The sequence below is a fragment of the Mycobacterium sp. IDUB_39 genome (genome assembly GCF_055419205.1).
Genome location: NZ_JBVAXF010000004.1, coordinates 107,568 through 128,490 on the forward strand (window position 1 = coordinate 107,568; position 20,923 = coordinate 128,490).

Consider the following 20,923-nt stretch of genomic DNA (forward strand, 5'->3'; position numbering starts at 1 on the left):
ACGAACCGCACACCAATACGGGACCGGCCCAGTACGTGATACCGGGTCGTCCCCAGTTGAGTTTGGTGCCGGAGCGGATGGATGCCGAACGGTCGACCATCGAAGACGAGGAATGGCAAGAACGCGCCTTGTGCGCGCAGACGGACCCCGAGGCGTTCTTCCCCGAGAAGGGCGGCTCGACCCGTGAGGCCAAGCGCATCTGCCAGGGATGCGAGGTCAAGGACGAGTGCCTCGAGTCCGCACTGGCCAATGATGAGCGTTTCGGCATCTGGGGCGGGCTGTCCGAGCGTGAGCGCCGTCGCCTCAAGCGCGGCATCATCTGAGTTTTGAGCCCGCGAGGGCTCACCTCGGAAATGACGCTGTCGGCGCGATCGCTCATCGCGCCGAGCGGCTCAGTCGTCGTCGATCGTCGGGTCGATTATCGACGGTTCGACACCCAGATAGGTGGCTACCTGCGCCACCAACACTTCGTGTAACAAATCGGCGAGATCGTCGGTGTCCTTGGCTCGCCGCTCAATCGGCTTGCGGAACACCACGATTCGTGCCCGTGTCGCATTTCCCCGCGTGTCCACACCCGCCGGGATCAACCGGGCCAACGCGATGGGACCGTCGGCGATAACCTCCGGCGGCCACTGCACACTCTCGGGATCCCGCGGTGAGATCCGCGGTATCTCATCGACCGCGACATCAAGGGTCGACACCCGCTCGGTCCACCGGCGCTCGATGGGTTCGTACGCCTCCAGGACCGCCATGTCGAATCGCTCGGCTCGGCTGCGCCAGCCCGGCACCGTGGCGGGCAACAGCGGTCCGCGCATCTCCCTACGGCGGCGCGGCCCCAAACGACTGGACTCGGCCATTGGTCGATCGTAACGGTTGGAGATCGGCCGACCCATGGCGCGCGTGTCCGTCTGCTCGCGGAGGCGTCCCGCGATAGCCTCTGCTTCGTGAACGTTCCCCGTCGCTGCTGCAGGCCTGGGTGCCCGCACTATGCCGTGGCGACGCTGACCTTCGTCTACTCGGACTCGACTGCGGTCGTCGGACCCCTGGCCACCGTTTCCGAACCGCACTCCTGGGATCTGTGCGTCGTCCACGCCGGCCGCATCACGGCGCCGGTTGGATGGGAGCTGGTTCGGCACGCCAGCCCGTTGCCCGCGCACAGCGATGAGGATGACCTCGTCGCACTCGCCGACGCGGTGCGGGAGGGGCGCGACGGCGGCCTTCAGGTCAACGGCGTCGTGGCCGGATTCTCCGACCCCACGACCGGGGCCCAGGGCGGTGCGCTGATGGCGCCGCCGACCCAGCGCCCGGAGCAGAACGGCCGCAGGCGCGGCCACCTCCGCGTGCTGCCCGACCCCGCGGACTAGGACCCTGGGACTGGTTTCCGCAAACGGATTCGTAGCTGCGCGGTGTGACCGGCAGCACCAGACTTCGCCAGCCGATAGGCTGACCCCAGGTGCATTCTCGCGAGGGGATGCGGAGACCGTTACGGGAATCAAGGAGCTCTATGTCTCGGCCCGCTGCGGCTGTAAACCGTGTGATCAAGGCCTACGACGTGCGCGGGCTGGTCGGCGAGGAGATCGACGAGCAGTTCGTGTTCGACGTCGGTGGCGCGTTCGCCCGGCTGGTGCGTGACGAGTCCGCTCCGGGTGCGCGCCAGGTCGTGATCGGCTACGACATGCGATCGAGTTCGCCGTCGCTGGCGACCGCGTTCGCCGAAGGTGTGGTGGCCCAGGGTCTCGACGTGGTCAGGATCGGGCTCGCCTCCACCGACCAGCTCTACTTCGCGTCGGGGCGGCTCGACTGTCCTGGCGCCATGTTCACCGCAAGCCACAATCCGGCCGCCTACAACGGCATCAAGCTGTGCCGCGCCGGCGCGAAGCCGGTCGGCAAGGACACCGGGCTGACGACCATCAGCGACGAGGTCATCAACGGTGTGCCGGCCGCAGACGGTGCTGCGGGCACCATCTCAGATCGCGACGTGCTGGCTGAGTACGCCGACTTCCTGCGTTCGCTGGTGAACATCGAGAGCGGCAGGCCGTTGCGGGTGGCCGTCGACGCCGGTAACGGCATGGGCGGTCACACCACCCCGGCGGTCCTCGGCGCCATTCCCGGGATCACCCTGCTGCCGTTGTTCTTCGAACTCGACGGCACGTTCCCCAACCACGAGGCAAATCCGCTCGACCCCGCGAACCTGGTCGACCTGCAGGCTCACGTGCTGGCGACCGGAGCCGATATCGGGCTGGCATTCGACGGCGACGCCGACCGCTGCTTCGTCGTCGACGAACTGGGCCAACCGGTATCGCCGTCGGCGGTGACCGCACTGGTGGCCGGCCGCGAACTCGGCCGCGAGATCGGCGCCACCGTCATCCACAACCTGATCACCTCGCGGGCGGTGCCCGAGCTGATCGTCGAACGCGGTGGCACAGCCGTGCGTTCGCGCGTCGGTCACTCCTATATCAAGGGGTTGATGGCGGAGACCGGCGCGATCTTCGGCGGCGAGCACTCCGCGCACTACTACTTCCGTGCCTTCTGGGGTGCGGACTCCGGCATGCTCGCGGCGCTGCATGTGTTGGCCGCGCTCGGCGAGCAGGATCGGCCGCTGTCGGCGATCATGGCCGACTATCAGCGCTACGAGGCATCCGGCGAGATCAACTTCACCGTGTCGGATGCCGCCGCACGCGTTGACGCGGTCCTGCAGTCCTACGAGGGCAACATCGTCGCCATCGACCACCTCGATGGCGTCACCGTCGATCTCGGCGAGGGCAGTTGGTTCAACCTGCGGACGTCCAACACCGAACCGCTGCTGCGGCTCAACGTGGAGGCGCGCACGACCGCCGAGGTCGACCAGATCGTCGAGCACGTGGGTGCGCAGATCTCGGCGACGCCGGGTCCGGGCGGGTCCACCCCGTGAATGCGGACTCGCGTTCGCGCGCGGCCGGCATTGACCTCGACGACGTCGACGGCCTGATCGACGCCGACCGCGACGGTCTGCTTCGTGCCGCCGCCATGGCAGGTGCCCAGATGCGGGCGACCGCGGCGGCGCTCGAGGAGGGCGTGTTCGAACCACTGCGGTCCGGACAGCCGCCGCGCACCGTGATCTGGGTGGCCAGCCACGGGGCCGCGGAGGCGGCGGGAGAGATCCTGGCGGCTGTGCTCGGTGGCTCCACAGCCGCGCCGATCGTCATCGCCCCCGAGGTGCCACCGTGGATCGGGGCGCTCGACGTACTGGTGGTGGCCGGTGACGACGCCGCCGACCCGGCACTGGTCGCCGCGGCTGCCACAGGTGTCCGGCGCGGGGCGCGGGTTCTGGTCGTCGCCCCCGAGGAGGGCCCGCTGCGCGACGTCGCAGCCGGTCGAGCGGTGTTGCTGCCGCCGCGGCTGCGGGTTCCCGACGACTTCGGTCTGGCCCGCTACCTGGCCGCGGGGCTGGTCGCCCTGGACGTCGTCGACCCGGGCATGAACGTCGATGTGGCGGCGCTGGCCGACGAACTCGACGCCGAGGCGCTGCGCAACAGCGTCGGCCGCGAGGTGTTCACCAACCCCGCCAAGACCCTGGCCGACCGGATGTCGGATGGGACCGTCGTGCTGGCCGGCCATGACACGTCCACGCTGGCTCTGGCCCGCCACATCAGTGCGGTGCTGCTGCGGGTGGCCCACCTGCCTGTCGCGTCGGTGAGCCTGTCCGACGTCATGGTCGTCCTGCACGCCGGACTGACCGGTGGCGCCAACTACGAGACCTCCCTGTTCCACGATGAGGAGATCGACGGCCCGCTGCCGGCTCGGGTCCGCACCATCGTGTTGACCACCGACGGGGACCGGCCCGGCATAATGACAAGGCTGGCTGGTTTCGACGACGCGACCACGATCAGCGCCGAGGACATCGGGGATGTCGCGGCGCCGCCGCCGAGCGGGCGAACCGAACAGCAGTTGGCGATGTTGGCAGTGCGGCTCGAGATGGCGGCCGCATACCTGAGACTTGTTCGAGGTTAGGCGAGTGGACCTGCTACGTGGCGCGGTGCGGACCTATGCGTGGGGATCGCGCACCGCAATTGCCGATTTCACTGGAAGGCCAAGCCCGACAGCGCATCCCGAGGCTGAACTGTGGCTGGGCGCGCATCCGGGGGATCCGGCCTACCTCGACGGCGACGGCACGGAGCACTCGCTGCTGGACGTGATCAGTGCCGATCCGGAGGGGGAGCTGGGGGCCGCCACACGGCAGCGCTTCGGCGACGCGCTGCCGTTCCTGGCCAAGGTGCTGGCCGCCGACGAACCGCTGTCCCTGCAGGCCCACCCGAGTGCGGACCAGGCCGCGGAGGGTTTCGCTCGCGAGGATCGGCTCAACCTCCCGATCAACGCGCCCAACCGCAACTACCGCGACCGCAGCCACAAGCCCGAGCTGATCGTGGCGATCGGGCAGTTCGAGGCGTTGGCCGGGTTCCGGCCGGCCGCGGGTAGCGCCGAACTCATGGCTGCGTTGGACGTTCCCGAACTCGACCCGTACATCGGCCTGCTGCTGGGGCAGGCGGATGCCGATGGCCTGCGCACCCTGTTCACCACCTGGATCACCGCACCCCAGCCCGATCTGGACGTGCTGGTGCCGGTGGTGCTCGATGGTGCGATCAACTACCTCCGTTCCGGCCAGACCACGTACGAGGCCGAGGCGAAGACGGTGCTGGAACTGGGGGAGCGCTATCCCGGTGACGCGGGCGTGCTGGCCTCGATGCTGCTGAACCGGATCAGCCTGGCGCCGGGTGAGGGCATGTACCTGCCCGCGGGCAATCTGCACGCCTACCTGCACGGCATGGGCTTCGAGGTGATGGCGAACTCCGACAACGTCCTTCGCGGCGGCCTGACCCCCAAGCACGTGGATGTGCCCGAGCTGTTGCGGGTGCTTGACTTCACCCCGACCACGGAGTCGTTGATCGTCCCGCACGAGATCGGCGACGGCCTCGAACTCGTCTATGACACACCCGCACCCGAGTTCGCCGTTTCGGTGCTGAGCGTGGACGGCGATCATCTTGGCCACCAGGTCGACGCGCCGTCCCGGCACGACGGGCCGCAGGTGCTGTTGTGCATCGAGGGATCGGTTGCCGTGCATGCGAAGTCGAACATTCTGACCCTCGACCGGGGTGCCTCGGCGTGGGTGGCCGCCGACGACGGACCGATCCGTCTGGTCGCCGAACGGCCCAGCAGGTTGTTTCGGGTCACCGTCGGCCTCTAGCGCGCAACCCATTTCTCGGCGTGGCCGGGACCCTACTCAGTAGGGTTCGGTCACACAGCCAGAGAAGGCGGGGAATCATGACGGATCGGTGGCGGATCAAATCGGTCGAGCAGTCGATCGCTGACACCGACGACCCCGACACCCGCCTCCGCAAGGACCTGACCTGGCGCGACCTCACCGTGTTCGGGGTATCCGTCGTCATCGGCGCGGGCATCTTCACCATCACCGCGTCGACGGCCGGCGACCTGACCGGGCCCGCCATCTCAGTCTCCTTCGTGATCGCCGCGATCACCTGCGGCCTGGCGGCGCTGTGCTACGCCGAGTTCGCCTCGACCGTGCCGGTCGCGGGCAGCGCCTACACGTTCTCCTATGCCACCTTCGGTGAGTTCACCGCGTGGATCATCGGCTGGGACCTGATCCTCGAGTTCGCGGTCGCCGGTGCCGTCGTCGCCAAGGGGTGGTCGTCGTATCTGGGCACGGTGTTCGGCTTCTCCGGCGGAACCATGGACCTCGGACGTGTGACCCTGGACTGGGGCGCGCTGCTGATCATCGGGGCCCTGTGCCTGCTCCTGGCGCGCGGCACGAAGCTGTCGGCCAACTTCAGCCTTGCCATCACCGCGATCAAGGTGTCGGTGGTCCTGCTGGTCGTCATCGTCGGGGCGTTCTACATCAAGGCGGCCAACTACTCGCCCTTCATCCCGCCAGCAGAGTCCGGCGGTGAGGCCGGCGGAGGAATCGACCAGTCGGTGTTCTCCCTGATCACCGGCGCGGAGGGCAGCACGTACGGCTGGTACGGACTGCTGGCTGGGGCCTCGATCGTGTTCTTTGCCTTCATCGGGTTCGACATCGTGGCCACCACGGCGGAGGAGACCAGGAACCCGCAGCGTGACGTGCCGCGCGGCATCCTGCTGTCGTTGGCCATCGTGACCACGCTCTATGTCGCGGTGTCGGTGGTGCTGTCGGGCATGGTGCCCTACACCGAACTCAAGACTGGACCGGACGGTCAGGCCAACCTCGCGTCAGCGTTCTCCGCCAACGGCGTGGAGTGGGCGGCCACCGTCATCTCGATCGGTGCGCTCGCCGGGCTCACCACCGTGGTGATGGTCTTGCTCCTCGGTCAGATCAGGGTGCTCTTCGCGATGTCACGCGACGGGTTGTTGCCGCGCGGGTTGGCCAAGACCGGACCGCAGGGAACGCCGGTGCGCATAACCGTGCTGGTTGGCCTGGTGGTCGCGGTGGCGGCGTCGGTGTTCCCGATCGAACGGCTCGAGGAGATGGTCAACGTGGGGACGCTGTTCGCGTTCGTCTTGGTCTCCGCGGGCGTCATCGTGCTGCGCCGCACCCGGCCCGACCTCAAACGCGGATTCCGGGCCCCGTGGGTTCCGGCGTTGCCGATCGTGTCGATCATCGCCTGTGTGTGGCTGATGCTGAACCTGACGGGGCTGACGTGGATCCGGTTCGGCGTCTGGATGGTGCTGGGCGTGTTCGTGTATCTGCTGTACGGCCGGCGTCATTCACTGCTGGGGCGGCGAGAGGCCGCAGCGGCCGAGTCCTGATCGTCGATCTCGTCCTCGGCGATCCAGTCGTCGAGCCGCTTCTTCCAACCTGCGGCGACCGGCATCAGTCCGCGGGGCACGGCGATGATCATCAGCAGCAGGATCAGCCCGAGCACGATCAGCCGGATATCGGGCCAGCTCTGCAGCCGGGCCTGCACGAACGTCATGATGACAGTCCCGACGATCGGGCCCATCACCGTGCCGAGCCCGCCCACCACGAGCATGGTGACCAGCAGTGTCATCGGGGCCAGTCCCATCAGGCTCGGTGAGACCACGCCGAACACGTACGCGTACAACGCCCCGGCCACGCCCGCGAAGAAACCGGACAGGCCGAACACCACCATCTGATACGTCCGGGGGCTGATCCCGCGGGCTGCCGCCAACGGTGAGTTGTCGCGCAGGGCGACCAAACCGCTCCCCAGCGGGGAGCGCACCACGAAGTACAGCGCGATGCCGGTGAGCACCGCCACGCCGAGGGCGATCCAGTACGACGCCCGTTCTCCTGCGACGCTGTCGAGACCCTGCAGGCCGAATCCGGGGTAGCCGGACAACCCATACGAACCGCCGGTGACCCCGCTCTGGTCGGAAATGATCAGCAGGCGTACCACTTCGGCGAAGCCGAAGGTCATCAGCGATACATAGATGCCGCGAAGGCGCAGAGCCGGCAGCGAGAGCAGCACCGAAACAGCAAGGGCCGCGAAACCGCCCAGGAGTATCGAGGCCACCGCGGGAAGTGAGGTGTGCAGGCTCAGCACCGCCGCGACGTAGGCGCCGATGGCATAGATGGCGAGTTGGCCGAAGTGCCACACGCCGGAGAATCCGAGCACCAGGTTCCAGCTCTGGTTCAGCGTCAACCAGATCGCCCCGAGCGTGGCGACCACCAGCCAGCTGCTGTTGGGCACGATGAACGGCAACGCGACCGCGGCCACCAAGCCGACGGCAAGTGCGATTCGTTGTGGCCGTGGCCATCCCATCGTGGTGGCGGACCACGTGCGGGCCTTGGCGGTGGGGTTGGTGGTGGCGGGGGTGGTCTCCGTGCTCACAGCCGTGCCTCCTGGGGTTTGCCGTCGATACCCCAGGGGCGGAAGACGAGGACGACGAGGATCACCGCATACAACACGGGCAGCGCATAGGTTGAACTCCAGTAGATGGAGACGGCTGCCTGTACGAACCCGATGATGTAGGCGGCGATGATGGTGCCGCGCACACTGCCCAGGCCCGCGAAGATCGCCACGATCAGGGCCTGCAGCAGTGGCAGGTCACCGGAGTTGGGGTAGACGAAGTAGATCGGCGCGAGCAGCACCCCGGCGATGCCGGCCAGCGCGGCGGCCAGCCCCATGGCGATGACATAGACCCGGCGGGCCGGAATGCCCATCAGACGTGCGGCGTCGATGTTCTGCGCGACGGCCGTGATCGCGAGGCCGTAGCGCGAGCGGGTCAGGAAGAGCCCGAGGCCCAGCAGCATCACGATGGCAAGTACCGCCATCAGCAGCGAGTGGTAGGTGATCGACACGCCGGCGAACAGGTCGAGGCGGCCGGTGATGAGTTCCGGGAACGGCTTCTGCCGCGGACCGAAGATCGCCAGCACGACGCTCTGGACGATGGTGGCGATCGCGAAAGTCGAGATGAACGCGGTCATCTCGAAATCCACCCCGGCGCGCCCCAGCAGTGGACGCACCGCGCTGTAGAACGTGAGCACACCGAGCAGGAAGGCGACGAACGCCGCCAACACCAGTGCCGCCCACACCGGCAGCCCCAACTGGGCGACGAACACGTAGGCGGCCATACCGCCGACCATGACCATGACGCCCTGGGCCATGTTGAGCACCCGTAGGGTGCCGTAGACCAGGCTCATGCCGATGGTGATGAGCGCGAGCATGGACCCCTGCACGATGGTGCTGACCAGGGTCTGAAGCAGCAGATTCACGAGTCCACTCCGAGGTATGTGGCCGCTACGGCCGGGTCGGACAGCACCTCTTTGACGGTCCCGGTGGCGCGCACCGCGCCGTTCTCGACGAGGGTCAGCCGGTCGGCCAGCTCGCGGACACGCGAAAAGTTCTCCTCGACAAGCAGAATCGTCATACCGGACCGGTGAATCGCGGCGATCTGCCGGTACACCTCGTCCACCAGAACCGGTGCCAGTCCGAGGCTGGGTTCATCGATCATCAGCATCCGGGCGTCGGCCATCAGGCCACGCCCGATCGCCAGCATCCGGCGTTCGCCGCCGGACAGGGTGCGGGCGCGCTGGCTGGACCGTTCGGCCAGCCGCGGGAAGATGTCGTACACCCGGTCGAGGTGCTGCATGCGTTCGGCCCGCCCGCCCTTGCGCAGGAACGCGCCGAGCGTCAGGTTCTCCAGCACCGTCATATCCGGGAAGAGCAGGTCGCCCTGCGGGATGTGCACCAGGCCGCGCGCGGCGATGTGCTCGGTGCGCAGGCGCGTGATGTCCTGTCCGGCAAGGCTTATCTTGCCCGACACGGGTGTGATGAGCCCACTCACGGCGCGCAGGATCGTCGTCTTGCCGTGACCGTTCGGCCCGATCAGGACCGAGAACTCGCCGGTGTCCACGCGCAGGTCCACCCCGTGCACGACCGTCGTCGCGTCGTAGCCGGCGTGCAGGCCGGCGATATCGAGCAGTGCGTCAGGCATCGGCGGTACCGTCCTCGGCGGTGGGGGCCGCGGCATCCGCGGGAGCCTCGCCGAGATAGACCCGGACGACCTCCTCGTGCGCGACGACCTCGGCGGGTGTGCCTTCGAAGAGGGTCTTGCCCTGGTTCATGATGAGCACCCGGTCGGACAGCGTCATCAGCGCGCGCATGACGTGCTCGATGAGCACGATCGTCACCGAGCGCTCCCTGATGGCGGTGAGCAAGGCGATCAACTCGTCGATCTCGGCAAGGCTCAGACCGCCGAAAGGTTCATCCAGGAACAGCATCTCGGGCTCGGTGGCCAGCGCCGAGGCGATCATCAACTTCTTCTTGTCGAACACCGGCAGCGGTCCGGCCAGGCGGTCCGCCTTGTCGGCAAGCCCGACGAACTCCAGTTCGCTCCAGGCGCGCTGCAGCGTCTTCGGATCCTTGCGCAGCGCTGACCACCAGCGTCTGCCGTCGCCGAACTGCGCGCCGACGACGGCGTTGGCGAGCACCGTCTGCGTGTCGAAGACGGAGGGATGCTGGAACGTGCGGGCGATGCCGCGATGGCAGATCTGGGTGACGCTGGCGTGGGTGACCGACTCGCCGCGGAACCGGACCTCACCCGAGGTGCCCTTCGTCATGCCCGTGACGACGTCGAAGAACGTGGTCTTGCCTGCGCCGTTGGGCCCGGCGATGCCGAAGACCTCACCGGCGTTCACCGTGACCGACACACCGTCCACCGCGGTCAGGCCACCGTATCGTTTTGTGACCGAGACGGTTTCGAAGATGGGTGCGGTCATGTGCTCAGCGGACCCACGTCGGCAGGGCGAAGGTGCCCTTGCTGTAGGGCTGCGGAGACAACAGCACCTGCTTGCCGTCCTGAATCTGGTAGGTCAGGTGCGGCATGGCCAGGCTGGGGTCGTCCACCTTGTCTGGGTAGGGGAGCGCGGTGAGTTCCTTCTGGTCGAACCGGTAGGTGCCGACGACGCCGCGGAAGATGCTGGCCTTCAGGAACTCCGTGACCTTCGCGAAGTCGTAGGGATCGCCGGCTTGGGCGGCGGCGCGGGCCCACAGTCGCACGGTGTCGTACTGCGCGCCCGACTGGCTCATGCCAGGAACGGCGTCGAAGGTCCGCTCGTAGCGGCCGCGGAAGTCATCACCCATGGCGTCGGGCAGCGTGCCGATGGTCGTCGACCACAGCACCCCGTTGGCCGCGCCCTTGGCCAGGTCGAGGTACTCGGGCACGCTCGGACCGTACTGCTGATACAGCAGTGACGGGGTTGGGCCGCTGGCGAACTGGGTGGCGAAGCTGGCCAGGTCACCGGCGAGGTAGTCGGTGATGAAGATCAGTGCTGGCGGATTGGCGCGGATGCGGGCCAACTGGGGACCCCAGTCGGCGTTCGGCGCGGTGACCTCGTCGTACAGCGTGACGTCCCAGCCGAGCTTCTTGATGCCGTCCTGGAAGACCCGGGCGATCGAGACGCTGTAGGAGTCATTGCTGGAGATGACCGCGGCGGTGTTGGAGTGCGGCGTCCATGCCTTGGTGCGGATCCACTCCTGCATGAGCTGGATGAATCCCTCGGCGTACCAGACCTCGGTGGGGCAGCACTGGAAGATGTTGGTGATGCCCTTGTCGACGACGAAGTCGGTATTGGCCTGCAGGGTGTTGGTGTGCAGCAGTGGCACACCGGCATTCGCGTAGATGCTGTACTCGGCCGAGGTGGTGGAGGTGTAGCCGGCGAACGCCGCGGCCACCCGTTCCTGCGAGATCAGGCGCTGCGCGGCCTGGATGAAGTTCTCGGGTGCCTGATCGGAGATGTCCGCGGTGACCAGCTCGACCGGCCGGCCGGCCAACCCGCCCGCGGCGTTGATGTCCTCGATCGCCAACTGGGCGCCGCGCACCATCTCCAGGCCGTCACCGGAGTACGGCCCGGTGATGGGGGCGACGCTGCCGATTCTGACGGTCTCGCCGGATCCGCCCGCCGACATGCTGGCACTGCCTTGGGGCTTCATCACCCATGAGGCGGCCCCGCCGACGACGACGCCACCGGCGCCCGCCGCCGTCAACCCCCGGACGAAGTTGCGTCTGGAGACTCCGCGCGGCCGGCCGGGAACGGGCGTGTCCGACATGTTGGTCTCCTTCGTATACAGGGCATCGCCGCAGTGCTAACAGCGGCTGTCAGTACAGCGAACGGGTGCGATTCGTGCATCCGTCATCTGACGGATAGCCGCTGCCGCGGCTGACGGACAGCCGCTGCCGCGGCGGAAGACGGACAACCCTGCCGGGGCGGAAGAGAGCGGACGACGCCGCTACTCGGCGACGCACCACGACGGCATGCGAAACCGTGCCAACGACCCGAATGGTTCCGGAGACAGCGCGCGGTGGCTGCCGTCCTGGATCTGGTAGATCATGTGCGCCTGTCCCATCGACGGGTCCGGGGTGGCGTCGGGATAGGACAGCGTGGCGTGGTTGCGCTCGCCGAAGTAGTACACCCCGTTGACCCCGCGGTGCGGCCAGCGCCGCAGGTAGCGGACGACGTCCTCGGTGCCGCGGGTCGCGGTCGCTGACCACGCCGCGGCCAGCAGGTTGACCTGGTCGTAGGCGGCACCGGCCTGCGACCAGCCCGGTGGCCGGCCGAAGCGGGCCGAGTACTGGCTGCGGAACCGCTGTCCCAACACGTCGTCGTAGGTCCCGGTGGTGGTGGACCAGATCACCCCGTCGGCAATGCTGCCGAGTGTGGTCTGGAACTGCGGGATCGACGGGCCGTACACGCAGTAGACGAGGGCGGGCAGGCCCAGGGTGACGAACTCGCGCTGGAAGGCGGCGACCTCCTGGTCGAGGAAGTGGGTCACCATCACCACCTCGGGTTCCAGCCTCGCCACCCGCGCCGCGACACCGGACCAGTCGGTGGTGCCGATCGGCACCCGGATCAGGTCGTCGACCGACCACTGGGCGCTTCCCGCGATGGCCAGGAAGTGCTCGTTGGTCACCCGGGTACTCGACGTCGCCGCCTCGATGCTGACGATCCGGCGGGTGCGCGGCTGCCACAGCCCACGGGTCTCGAGGTCGGTGAGCAGCCGCATCAGCCCCACGCCGTAGGCCGTCTCCGAGGCGCAGGTCTGCAGTACCGCGCCGAACCGGGTGGGGTCGGCCTCGGTCTGCTCGACCTGCTCGGCGAACGTGGCGGTGTGCAGGAACGGCTTTCCGTAATCGGCGGCGAGGTCGATGACCGCGGAGTGTTCCGCGCTGGCGTAGCTGGTGGTGATTGCGTCGACCTCACCGGCGAACAGTCGGTCCATACCGCGTTCCACGCTGTCCCAGCTGAACACGTCGACGTCGGCGGTGACGAGCTCAACCCGGCGGCCGGAGACACCGCCGGTGGCGTTCAGTTCCTCCACCGCCAGGGTGGCTCCGTGCAGCACCTCGACACCGTCGGCGCGCGCCGCCCCGGTGGGAATCAATGTCCCGACCAGGAACGGCCGTTTCCGTGGATAGGCGGGCCGCAGCGGTGCCACCTCGGTGCGCGGCACCGCATTGGCTATCGACTCCAGCTCGACCACGCCGATGCCGGGCCTGCCGTCCACACCGCCGGGTATCGGCAACCGCAGCAGACCGGAGTCGACGGCCAGCGCTGCCAGCCCGCCGCGGGTGTCCTGGTCGAGTTTGGTGAGCAGTCGCTCGATCTGTGTGGAGACGGTCCGGGCGCTGGTGCCCAGCCGCTCGGCGATCCCCGAGTTGGTCAGACCGAGCGCCAGCAGCGTCAGCACGTCCACCTCGCGGACGGTGATACCGCGTGGCATCTCGACCTCGGCGACGCGCAACGACACCCGCTCGCCCGCCGCCGCGCCAGGCGACCCGCGAGCCCCGGAGCTGGAATCGGTGGCGCACCGCTGGCGGACGAGGTGAACGGCCAGCCAGGTGTCGTCGTGGCGGTACAGGAAGCGCAACGACTCGCGGGTGCTCAGGAAGAACGCCCGCCCGTACCGGATCACGTCCGGCGGCACCGCGCCGTCGGCGACAGGCACGCGTGATCCCGGCTCGAGCGTGAGCTCAGCGACGACCCGCGACATCGGTCTCCATCCAGCGGTTAATTCCAGGGCAGACGCAAAGTCCCTGGTAGCCGGAGTTTACGCCCACGCCTCGGTGTAGTCGCGGAGCAGCCAGCGGCCCTGGCACGGATTGCCGACCGAGATGTGTGCCCGGCGGTGTGCGGGGTCGAAGATCACCCCGGTTGCCGTTGTCCACCGGTCGATGGGGTCGGCGTCGGGATCGGGATGACAGCAAATGCCCGCTGGATCACCGGCGTGGTCGGCCAGGATGCGCTGCCAGTCGGCCACCCCGCCGTTCGGGCTGGCGTGCACCAGATCCCGTATCCGCTGCAGCCGGAACAACGAGTCGGCCATCAGCTTCAGCCCCATATCGGTGCCGCCCAGGTCGCGTAGCGGCGCCACCGAGAAGTGGTTGGTGTGCAGCAGCAGGCCGTTGTCGTCTGGCAGCTGCCAGGAGATCGCGTCGAACTCGCCGGGCCGGGTCTCGGCGTCCACGGCCAGGCCGTCACCGCTGCCGATGAGGTAGTTCGCCGACGATGAGCGCGGCACCGACTGCAGGAGCGTGGCCGCGGCAGTCGGGGTACGGCAGTCCAGCAGTGCCCGCAACATGACGTGATAGGGCACCCCGGGTGCGCCGGTGTCGTTCGCGGACACCAGTGCGTTGGTGGCGATCACCAGGCCAGCCGAGTTCATGCCGAACTTGGCGAGCAGCCCGGCCTCGACGACCGTCATGAAACTCGGGCCGTCATCAGGTGTGGCCTCGACCAGCACGACGGTGTCGGCCGAGAACGTCAGCCAGTCCCAGTTCTGGCCGAACAGTCGCGTGCCGTCATCGGACACCGCCGAGAACGACGTGCACTCCAGCACCGGCGGTAACTGGGCGCCCGCAGCGCGCACCTTGGCGGCGAACAGGATCTCGGTGCGCAGGTTCATCGCCAACACGTCGGCGAACTCCAGCCCGCTACCGTCGGCGATACCGCGCATCTCCTCGAGCGAGGCGGGATGGAAACTCTCTATCGGTGCGACGAACGCCTGCGCCTCGTCGCGCACCCGGTCCCAATCCCACGTGGCGTAGTGGGCGTAGACCTCGGCATAGGCGTCCCGGGTGCGGCGCACCCGCGTCGCCGCCTGTTCGCCGTACTGGGCGCCGCGTTCGCGTGCACCGCCCGTCACGGTGACGATGGGAAGGTCAGCCTGATTACTCATGACGCGAGATAGCCTCCGTCGACGGTGATTTCGGTTCCGGTGATGTAGCTGCTGTCGGATCCGGCCAGGAACAGGCAGGCCGCCGCGACCTCATCGGCGGTGCCCAACCGGCCCAGTGGCAACCGACTCAGCAGTGCGTTCGCCGCGTCCGGGTTCGACGTCAGCGTGGTCATGGCGGTGTCGATCACGCCGGGCACGACACTGTTGACGCGGATGCCCGCCGGGCCCCACTCGACGGCGAGCTGGCGGACCAGCGCGGACACCGCGCCCTTGCTGGCGGCGTAGGCGGCACCGGGTTCGGTCAGGTCGCCGCGCCCGGCGCCGACCGAGCCAAGCACCACGATCGACCCGGGGTTGCCCGCGGCGATCATCCGTGCGGCGACGGCCTGCGCCACCAGGAACGTGCCACGGGCGTTGACGCTCATGGTGTCGTCCCAGTCGGCGGGGGCCAGCGTGACGGTGGGCGCAACTCGGTAGATCCCCGCGCAGTGCACCAGCGCATCCGGTGCACCGCCCCAGGCCGAGGTGATCGCGTCCACCGCTGAAGACACCTGGGCAGCGTCGGTGACGTCGGCGATGTGGCCGGCGCCGTCTGCAAAGGCGTCGCCTGCAAAGGTGTTGTCGGCGTTGGGTGTCCGGTCGATCCCGGCGACCGTCCAACCCAGTTCGTGGGCTCGGCGGGCCACCGCGAGGCCGATCCCCGAGCTTGCTCCAGTGACTACGATTCTGCGCATCAGTTCACCTGTACCCCGCCGTTGACGCCGATCGTCTGACCGGTGACATACGCGGCGTCGTCGGACAGCAGCCAGACCACCGCACCGGCCACGTCGGCGCCGTTGCCGTGCCTGCGTAGCGGAACCTCGGCCCGCAGTGCCAGCAGTCGCTCGTCAGTGTCTACCCCGGCCGCTCGCGCCTGCGCGGCCACTTCCTCCTCGTGCATCTTGGTCATCATGTAGCCGGGTGCCACGGTGTTGACCGTGATACCGCTGGGGCCGAGTTCCAGAGCCAGACATTGCGACAGGCTGCGCAGCGCCGCCTTCGACATGATGTAGGGGCTGCCGCCGACCACTGGCTGGTCGGCGAACAGTGACCCGACGTTGACGATGCGGCCCGACCCCTGCTCCTTGAGGAGCGGGATGGCGGCGCGGCACAGTCGTATCGGCCCAAGCAGATTCACCTCGAGGGTGCGCTCGACATCGGCCATCTCGATGGCATCCAGATCCCCGCTCGGTCCGCCGACACCGGCGTTGTTGACCACGGCGTCGATCCTGCCGTAGGAGGCCATCGCCGTACGGATCAGCGCGTCGCCGGTGTCGGGGGCGGCGATGTCGGCGACGGTGGCGCGTACCCGGCCGTCGAACGCGCCGGCCGTGAAGATGTCGCCGACGGCAGGGCTGATGTCAGCGGCCACGACACACCACCCGTCGGTGAGCAGGCGCTCCGCGATGTCACGGCCGAGACCGTCGGCGGCGCCGGTGACGATGGCGCAACGGTGCGCGGCGCCGGTCACGGGACCAACCGCGCGACGTCGCGGGTGGGCGCGATCCACGCCCCGGAGTTGCGCATATCGGTCAGCAGCCGGTCGAGCAGGGCCAGCCGTGACGGACGGCCGATGAACTGCGGATGCATCGTGAGCATGTAGTGCGCGCCGAGTGCGGCGATGCCGTCGAGCTCGTCCTTCCACAGCTCATAGACCTCGCCGACGGTGCGGATGGTCTTGTTCCAGGTGTCCCCGGCGAACCAGAAGTGCGGCGCGTCATCGAGCAGCCAGGACACCGGAACCTCGACGATGCCAGCCGGATGGCGGTACGGGCGGATGTCGTCCATCAGGTTCGACGAGTACTCGAATCCGTGCGCCGCCAGCAGATTCAGGGTGTGCGGGCTGAAGTCCCAGGATGGCGACCGGTAGCCGACCACGTCGGCGCCGAGCCCGCGCAGCACCTCGAGACCGCGGATCAGCTCGGTCTCCTCCTCGTCGCGGGTCAGCGCGGTCGGGGAGCGGTGGGTGTAACCGTGATGGCCGATCTCGTGGCCGGCGGCGATGATCTCCCTGACCCGGTCACCGTGGCGCTCGGCGTCGCCGCCGGGAACGTAGAACGTCGCGGTGACCTGGTGCCGTTCGAGCAGATCGAGCAGCAACGGGATCGCCACCTTCGGCCCGTAGGTGCCCTGCGAGAGCACACCGGGCCGGTTCGCGTTCGCCGGATCCTCGCCGATCCACACCTCCTCGGCGTCGAAGTCGAACGTGATGCTGGCGCCATAGGGGGCGCCGTCGGGCCATTGCGGCAACGGTCGTGCTGACATCCCGCGATTGTCGTCGGCAGCCCGCAGGCGGTCATGCGTCATTCGACGTAGCCGGTCGCGGTCGGCGGCTCCGTCGAATGACGCATGACGATCCAGCTACCGCTCGGCTGTACTGGGGACAGCGGCGATCCGGCCGCTGCAACCGAGAGGTGGCGCAGGTGAATCGAACACAGCAGCAAGCCCAGTGGACGGTGAGTATCGACGCCGGCGGGACGTTCACGGACGCCGTCGCGCGGGCCGATGACAGCCGGGTGCTGGTCGCCAAAGTGGCGTCTACGCCGGATGATCCGTCGCGAGGTCTGGCGAATGCGGTCGCCGCCCTGGCAGCGCAGGGGATGCCGGTCGGCGACGTCTCGCTGCTGTGCCACGGGACGACGGTCGCCACCAACGCCATTCTCACCGGCAATCTCGCGCGGGTGGGTTTGGTCACCACCCGCGGGTTTCGCGACGTCATGGGGTACCGGCAGTCGAGTCGGCCCAACGTCTACAGCCTGACCCCCGAGCGCCCGGACGACCTCGTGCAGCGGCATGCCCGCATCGAGGTCGAAGAACGCCTCACCAGCACGGGCGAGGTGGTGGTGGCCCTCGACGACCGTGAGATCGACCGGGTGGTCGCCGAAGTCGCCGCGTTGGAGGCGGAGGCCATCGCGGTCAGTCTGTTGTTCAGCTACCTCGATGACACCCACGAACGACGGCTCGGTGCGGCGCTGCGGCGCGCGCTGCCGGGCACGCCGGTCACCCTGTCCAGCGAGGTGGCCCGCGAGTTCCGGGAGTATCTGCGTACGGCGACCACGGTCATCAACGCCGCCCTGCGCCCCGTCATCGGCGGCTACACGCACCGGGCCGCCGACGCGGTGGCCGCGACGGGCCTGCGGGCGCCGTTTTTGGTGATGCAGTCCAACGGCGGCAGTGTGCCCGCGGGCCGGGCCGAGGAGCACGCCCACCGGCTGGTGCTGTCCGGTCCGGCGGGTGGTGTCGCGGGGTTGGTGGCCATCGCCGCGCAGCACGGGCTCGACAACGTCATCAGCCTGGACATGGGTGGGACCTCGACCGACGTGTGTCTGGTGCGGGAACAACGGATTCCGTTCACCACCACTCAGGAGGTGCGCGACCACGTACTGCTTGCCCCGGCCGTGGACATTCACACCATTGGGGCGGGCGGCGGCAGCATCGCCTGGACCGACCAGACCGGGCGCCTGCGGGTCGGCCCGCAGTCAGCCCGGGCGGTGCCCGGCCCGGCGTGTTACCTGCGCGGCGGCACCGAACCCACCATCACCGACGCGCACGTGGTGCTCGGCACACTGGGCACCGGCGAACTCGCAGGCGACCTGGTGCTCGACCGCCCCGCCGCGGCGGCCGCGGTGGATCGCGTCGGCGCGGTGCTCGGCATGTCGACCGACGATGCGGCGGAGGCGATCCTGGCGATCGGCCTTGCACACATGGTGCGGGCGGTCCGCAAGGTCAGCGTCGAGCGGGGCTTGGACCCCCGGGAGTTCACCCTGGTGCCGTTCGGCGGGGCGGGCCCACTGCACGCCGGACTGCTGTTGCGCCACCTGGGCCTGCGCAGCGTGCTGGTGCCGAGCCGGCCGGGGTTGTTCTCCGCGGACGGCCTGCTGGTCGCCGGGCTGCGCCTCGACCACGCCCAGACGGTGCTGACTCCGTTCGGGCCGGACGCGGTGCCGGGCATCGCCGACTGGTTCCGTGACGCTGCGGGCGCGGCGACCAAACAGATCGTCGACGACGGCGTACCGAGCGCCGACGTTTCCGTCAGCGCCTCGGTGGACTGCCGCTACCTCGGCCAGGGATACGAACTCAATGTGGCACTCGACGACTGGGATGACGCTGCCCTGCAAGCCATTCCGGATCGATTCCATGCAGCGCACGAGCAGCTGTACGGTCACGCCAACCGCGACGAACCGGTCGAGGTCGTGACCCTGCGCGTCGCCGCGGTCGGCGCGCAACGCGGTCCTGAGTCCGCCGCCGGCGAGCACGGTGGCGGAGAGCGTAGCGACGCCGTGCTGGCCCGCCGGACGGTGCGGATCCCAGGTTTCAGTCCCCAGGAGGTGCCCGTCTACCAGCGGTCGTCGCTGCGGTTCGGCGATGTCTTCGACGGTCCGGCGATCGTCGCGCAGATGGATTCCACGACGGTGCTGTGCGCCGGTCAGCGCGCCGAGGTCGTCGCCGGCGGCGATCTCCTCATCACGGAAAGCGAAGTGGCATGAACCCCGCAACCTTTGACGTCGACACCGTCACCTTCGAAGTTGTTGCCGCCGCACTGCATTCGGCTGCCGAGGAGATGGGCAGTGTGCTGAAGCGGTCCAGCTACAGCCCGATCATCCGGGATATGGACGACTTCTCCTGCGCGCTGTTCACCGCGACCGGTGACCTGGTCGCTCAGGCCGACTACATCCCGGCTCAGCTGGGCGCGATGTCGCTGGTGGTCAAGGCGACCCTCGACCGCTGGCAGGGGCGTATTCGGCCCGGTGACGCCTACATCTCGAATCACCCCTACATGGGGGCGATGCATCTGCCCGACGTCAACGTGATCGCGCCGATCTTCCTGGGCGATGTGCTGGTCGCGTGGTCGGGCACCGCGGCCCACCACATCGACGTCGGTGGGGTGAACCCGGGCAGCGAGGGCCCCGAACTGGAGGACCTGTTCGGTGAGGGTCTGGTGCTGCCGCCGGTCCGGCTGTCGATCGCCGGGGTGGAGAACGAGGACCTGATCGCCGTCATCACGCAGAACATCCGCGACCCGCGCAGTACGGTCAGCGATCTTCGCGCCCAGCGTGCGGCGTGCACCCTCGGTGACGCGCGGGTGGCAGAACTCGCGGCGCTGTACGGCGCGCCGGCGGTGCTCGAGGTGATGCAGCGGATGCTGGACTCGGTCGAGCGCGGGGTGCGCATCGCCCTGCGGGAACTGCCCGACGGGACCGGCGAGGCCGAGGGCTTCCTCGACGACGACGGACGCGGCGGAGCGCCGACCAGGGTGCACGTGCGGGTCACCAAGACTGGTGACCAGCTCGCGATCGACCTGTCCGGGTGCGATCGTCAGGTGGCCGGTGCGATGAACGTGCCGTGGGCCAGCGCGCGGGCGGGCATCGTGTACGCGGTGCGCGCGGTCGTGGCTCCCGACCTCGGCGCCAACGACGGGCTGCTGCGCGCCGTGGACGTCACCGCACCTCTGGGTATCGTGCTCAATCCGGAGTCGCCGGCCGCGGTGTCGGTGCGGCACAACACCTGTCAGCGTTTCGCCGACACCCTCATCCGGGCGATGGCAGCCATCTGGCCGGACAAGAGCGTGGCCAGCAGCACCGTCAGCTTCTTCTGCATCAACGTCGGATCGGTCAGTCCGGTGACCGGTCGCCCGTCGGTGATGGCCGACGTGGTGGGCGGCGGTACCGGTGCGACGCCGTTCTCCGACGGGGTGGACGGGGTTGACACCTACATGTCCAACGTCGGGGTGATGCCGACCGAGGTGGTTGAGACCAACTACAGCGTGCGGGTGCTCAAGACCGAGTTCATCCCCGGCTCGCAGGGTCTTGGCACCTTCAACGGCGGTCTCGGATTGCGCCGCGAGTATCAGATCATCGGCGTCCCGCAGCGGGTCACCTTCTATTCCGAGCAGACGCACGAGGACTTCGCGCCGTGCGGGGCGCACGGTGGTGGCGACGCCGTCGCGACCCGCGTAACGGTCATCGCGCCGGACGGCACCGAGCTGACCGGCCTGCCGGACAAGGCGTCGCTGACGCTGCAACCGGGCACGGTGGTGCGGGTCGAGACCGCAGGCGGCGGTGGCTACGGCGATCCCGCGGGGCGCTCGGCGCAGGCCCGCGGCTACGACGACCGCAACGGGAGGGTGTGACGCCACCTCGCGCCTTTACAAAACCTGCCTTGATGTCTAGACACCGTACAAAGTCGGCTCTATAGTCAACTCCAGATAGTGATCGCAC

Annotated in this window: 19 protein-coding genes; 8 read left to right on the plus strand and 11 right to left on the minus strand. The window is 68.5% G+C overall.

Annotation, left to right across the window (positions count from 1 at the left end; translation table 11 throughout):
* Positions 1 to 77: 77 nt before the first annotated feature.
* The gene (locus ACZY0X_RS15860; protein WP_241405792.1) at positions 78 to 323 is read left to right on the plus strand and encodes a WhiB family transcriptional regulator; all 246 of its coding nucleotides are present in this window, start codon (positions 78 to 80) and stop codon (positions 321 to 323) included.
* Between the two features lie 69 nt (positions 324 to 392).
* Here ACZY0X_RS15860 and ACZY0X_RS15865 read toward each other — a convergent pair whose 3' ends face one another.
* Positions 393 to 815, minus strand: coding sequence for a metallopeptidase family protein (locus ACZY0X_RS15865; RefSeq protein ID WP_241405791.1), 423 nt, complete (start codon positions 813 to 815; stop codon positions 393 to 395).
* 129 nt (positions 816 to 944) lie between these two features.
* Here ACZY0X_RS15865 and ACZY0X_RS15870 point away from each other — a divergent pair, with 129 nt between their 5' ends.
* From ACZY0X_RS15870 to ACZY0X_RS15890, 5 genes are all read left to right on the plus strand, one after another.
* Positions 945 to 1,364: a DUF3499 domain-containing protein gene (locus tag ACZY0X_RS15870; RefSeq protein ID WP_463771749.1), complete on the plus strand. Its 420-nt coding sequence runs from the start codon at positions 945 to 947 to the stop codon at positions 1,362 to 1,364.
* Positions 1,365 to 1,504: 140 nt separating this feature from the next.
* Positions 1,505 to 2,911, plus strand: a complete 1,407-nt coding sequence (locus tag ACZY0X_RS15875) for a phosphomannomutase/phosphoglucomutase (protein WP_463771750.1) — start codon at positions 1,505 to 1,507, stop codon at positions 2,909 to 2,911.
* Entirely contained in the window at positions 2,908 to 3,990 is a 1,083-nt protein-coding gene (locus ACZY0X_RS15880; protein WP_463771751.1) for a TobH protein, read from the plus strand. Before ACZY0X_RS15875 ends, ACZY0X_RS15880 begins: the two co-directional genes overlap by 4 nt.
* A gap of 4 nt (positions 3,991 to 3,994) precedes the next feature.
* Positions 3,995 to 5,221: a mannose-6-phosphate isomerase, class I gene (gene manA, locus ACZY0X_RS15885; RefSeq protein ID WP_463771752.1), complete on the plus strand. Its 1,227-nt coding sequence runs from the start codon at positions 3,995 to 3,997 to the stop codon at positions 5,219 to 5,221.
* A gap of 77 nt (positions 5,222 to 5,298) precedes the next feature.
* Positions 5,299 to 6,777: an amino acid permease gene (locus ACZY0X_RS15890; protein ID WP_463771753.1), complete on the plus strand. Its 1,479-nt coding sequence runs from the start codon at positions 5,299 to 5,301 to the stop codon at positions 6,775 to 6,777.
* Here ACZY0X_RS15890 and ACZY0X_RS15895 read toward each other — a convergent pair.
* From ACZY0X_RS15895 to ACZY0X_RS15940, 10 genes are all read right to left on the minus strand, one after another.
* Positions 6,732 to 7,820 carry a branched-chain amino acid ABC transporter permease gene (locus tag ACZY0X_RS15895; protein ID WP_463771754.1) on the minus strand — a complete coding sequence of 363 codons (1,089 nt, stop codon included), beginning with the start codon at positions 7,818 to 7,820 and terminating at the stop codon, positions 6,732 to 6,734. The genes ACZY0X_RS15890 and ACZY0X_RS15895 overlap by 46 nt on opposite strands.
* Positions 7,817 to 8,704 carry a branched-chain amino acid ABC transporter permease gene (locus ACZY0X_RS15900; protein ID WP_463771756.1) on the minus strand — a complete coding sequence of 296 codons (888 nt, stop codon included), beginning with the start codon at positions 8,702 to 8,704 and terminating at the stop codon, positions 7,817 to 7,819. The genes ACZY0X_RS15895 and ACZY0X_RS15900 overlap by 4 nt, the downstream gene beginning before the upstream one ends.
* Entirely contained in the window at positions 8,701 to 9,426 is a 726-nt protein-coding gene (locus ACZY0X_RS15905) for an ABC transporter ATP-binding protein (RefSeq protein ID WP_463771758.1), read from the minus strand. The genes ACZY0X_RS15900 and ACZY0X_RS15905 overlap by 4 nt, the downstream gene beginning before the upstream one ends.
* Entirely contained in the window at positions 9,419 to 10,210 is a 792-nt protein-coding gene (locus tag ACZY0X_RS15910) for an ABC transporter ATP-binding protein (protein WP_463771760.1), read from the minus strand. The genes ACZY0X_RS15905 and ACZY0X_RS15910 overlap by 8 nt, the downstream gene beginning before the upstream one ends.
* Positions 10,211 to 10,214: 4 nt before the next feature.
* The gene (locus ACZY0X_RS15915) at positions 10,215 to 11,540 is read right to left on the minus strand and encodes an ABC transporter substrate-binding protein (RefSeq protein ID WP_463771762.1); all 1,326 of its coding nucleotides are present in this window, start codon (positions 11,538 to 11,540) and stop codon (positions 10,215 to 10,217) included.
* Between the two features lie 180 nt (positions 11,541 to 11,720).
* A complete protein-coding gene (locus ACZY0X_RS15920; RefSeq protein WP_463771763.1) occupies positions 11,721 to 13,481 on the minus strand; it encodes an ABC transporter substrate-binding protein in 1,761 nt (586 codons plus the stop codon).
* Positions 13,482 to 13,538: 57 nt separating this feature from the next.
* Positions 13,539 to 14,666 carry a C45 family autoproteolytic acyltransferase/hydolase gene (locus ACZY0X_RS15925; protein WP_463771765.1) on the minus strand — a complete coding sequence of 376 codons (1,128 nt, stop codon included), beginning with the start codon at positions 14,664 to 14,666 and terminating at the stop codon, positions 13,539 to 13,541.
* Positions 14,663 to 15,400, minus strand: a complete 738-nt coding sequence (locus ACZY0X_RS15930; RefSeq protein ID WP_463771766.1) for an SDR family NAD(P)-dependent oxidoreductase — start codon at positions 15,398 to 15,400, stop codon at positions 14,663 to 14,665. Before ACZY0X_RS15930 ends, ACZY0X_RS15925 begins: the two co-directional genes overlap by 4 nt.
* On the minus strand, positions 15,400 to 16,176 hold the full coding sequence (locus tag ACZY0X_RS15935; protein ID WP_463771767.1) for an SDR family NAD(P)-dependent oxidoreductase: 777 nt from the start codon (positions 16,174 to 16,176) through the stop codon (positions 15,400 to 15,402). Before ACZY0X_RS15935 ends, ACZY0X_RS15930 begins: the two co-directional genes overlap by 1 nt.
* A complete protein-coding gene (locus ACZY0X_RS15940) occupies positions 16,173 to 16,970 on the minus strand; it encodes a polysaccharide deacetylase family protein (protein ID WP_463771768.1) in 798 nt (265 codons plus the stop codon). The genes ACZY0X_RS15935 and ACZY0X_RS15940 overlap by 4 nt, the downstream gene beginning before the upstream one ends.
* A 158-nt stretch (positions 16,971 to 17,128) precedes the next feature.
* Here ACZY0X_RS15940 and ACZY0X_RS15945 point away from each other — a divergent pair, with 158 nt between their 5' ends.
* Positions 17,129 to 19,192 carry a hydantoinase/oxoprolinase family protein gene (locus tag ACZY0X_RS15945; RefSeq protein ID WP_463771769.1) on the plus strand — a complete coding sequence of 688 codons (2,064 nt, stop codon included), beginning with the start codon at positions 17,129 to 17,131 and terminating at the stop codon, positions 19,190 to 19,192.
* Positions 19,189 to 20,835, plus strand: coding sequence for a hydantoinase B/oxoprolinase family protein (locus ACZY0X_RS15950; protein ID WP_463771770.1), 1,647 nt, complete (start codon positions 19,189 to 19,191; stop codon positions 20,833 to 20,835). The genes ACZY0X_RS15945 and ACZY0X_RS15950 overlap by 4 nt, the downstream gene beginning before the upstream one ends.
* Positions 20,836 to 20,923: the final 88 nt, after the last annotated feature.

Bases quoted from the DNA above. Each gene is read 5' to 3' on its own strand.
- ACZY0X_RS15860 (WP_241405792.1), top strand. From the start codon at position 78: ATGGATGCCGAACGGTCGACCATCGAAGACGAGGAATGGCAAGAACGC.
- ACZY0X_RS15865 (WP_241405791.1), bottom strand. From the start codon at position 815: ATGCGCGGACCGCTGTTGCCCGCCACGGTGCCGGGCTGGCGCAGCCGA.
- ACZY0X_RS15875 (WP_463771750.1), top strand. From the start codon at position 1,505: ATGTCTCGGCCCGCTGCGGCTGTAAACCGTGTGATCAAGGCCTACGAC.
- ACZY0X_RS15890 (WP_463771753.1), top strand. From the start codon at position 5,299: ATGACGGATCGGTGGCGGATCAAATCGGTCGAGCAGTCGATCGCTGAC.
- ACZY0X_RS15905 (WP_463771758.1), bottom strand. From the start codon at position 9,426: ATGCCTGACGCACTGCTCGATATCGCCGGCCTGCACGCCGGCTACGAC.
- ACZY0X_RS15910 (WP_463771760.1), bottom strand. From the start codon at position 10,210: ATGACCGCACCCATCTTCGAAACCGTCTCGGTCACAAAACGATACGGT.
- ACZY0X_RS15915 (WP_463771762.1), bottom strand. From the start codon at position 11,540: ATGTCGGACACGCCCGTTCCCGGCCGGCCGCGCGGAGTCTCCAGACGC.
- ACZY0X_RS15920 (WP_463771763.1), bottom strand. From the start codon at position 13,481: ATGTCGCGGGTCGTCGCTGAGCTCACGCTCGAGCCGGGATCACGCGTG.
- ACZY0X_RS15925 (WP_463771765.1), bottom strand. From the start codon at position 14,666: ATGAGTAATCAGGCTGACCTTCCCATCGTCACCGTGACGGGCGGTGCA.
- ACZY0X_RS15930 (WP_463771766.1), bottom strand. From the start codon at position 15,400: ATGCGCAGAATCGTAGTCACTGGAGCAAGCTCGGGGATCGGCCTCGCG.
- ACZY0X_RS15940 (WP_463771768.1), bottom strand. From the start codon at position 16,970: ATGTCAGCACGACCGTTGCCGCAATGGCCCGACGGCGCCCCCTATGGC.
- ACZY0X_RS15950 (WP_463771770.1), top strand. From the start codon at position 19,189: ATGAACCCCGCAACCTTTGACGTCGACACCGTCACCTTCGAAGTTGTT.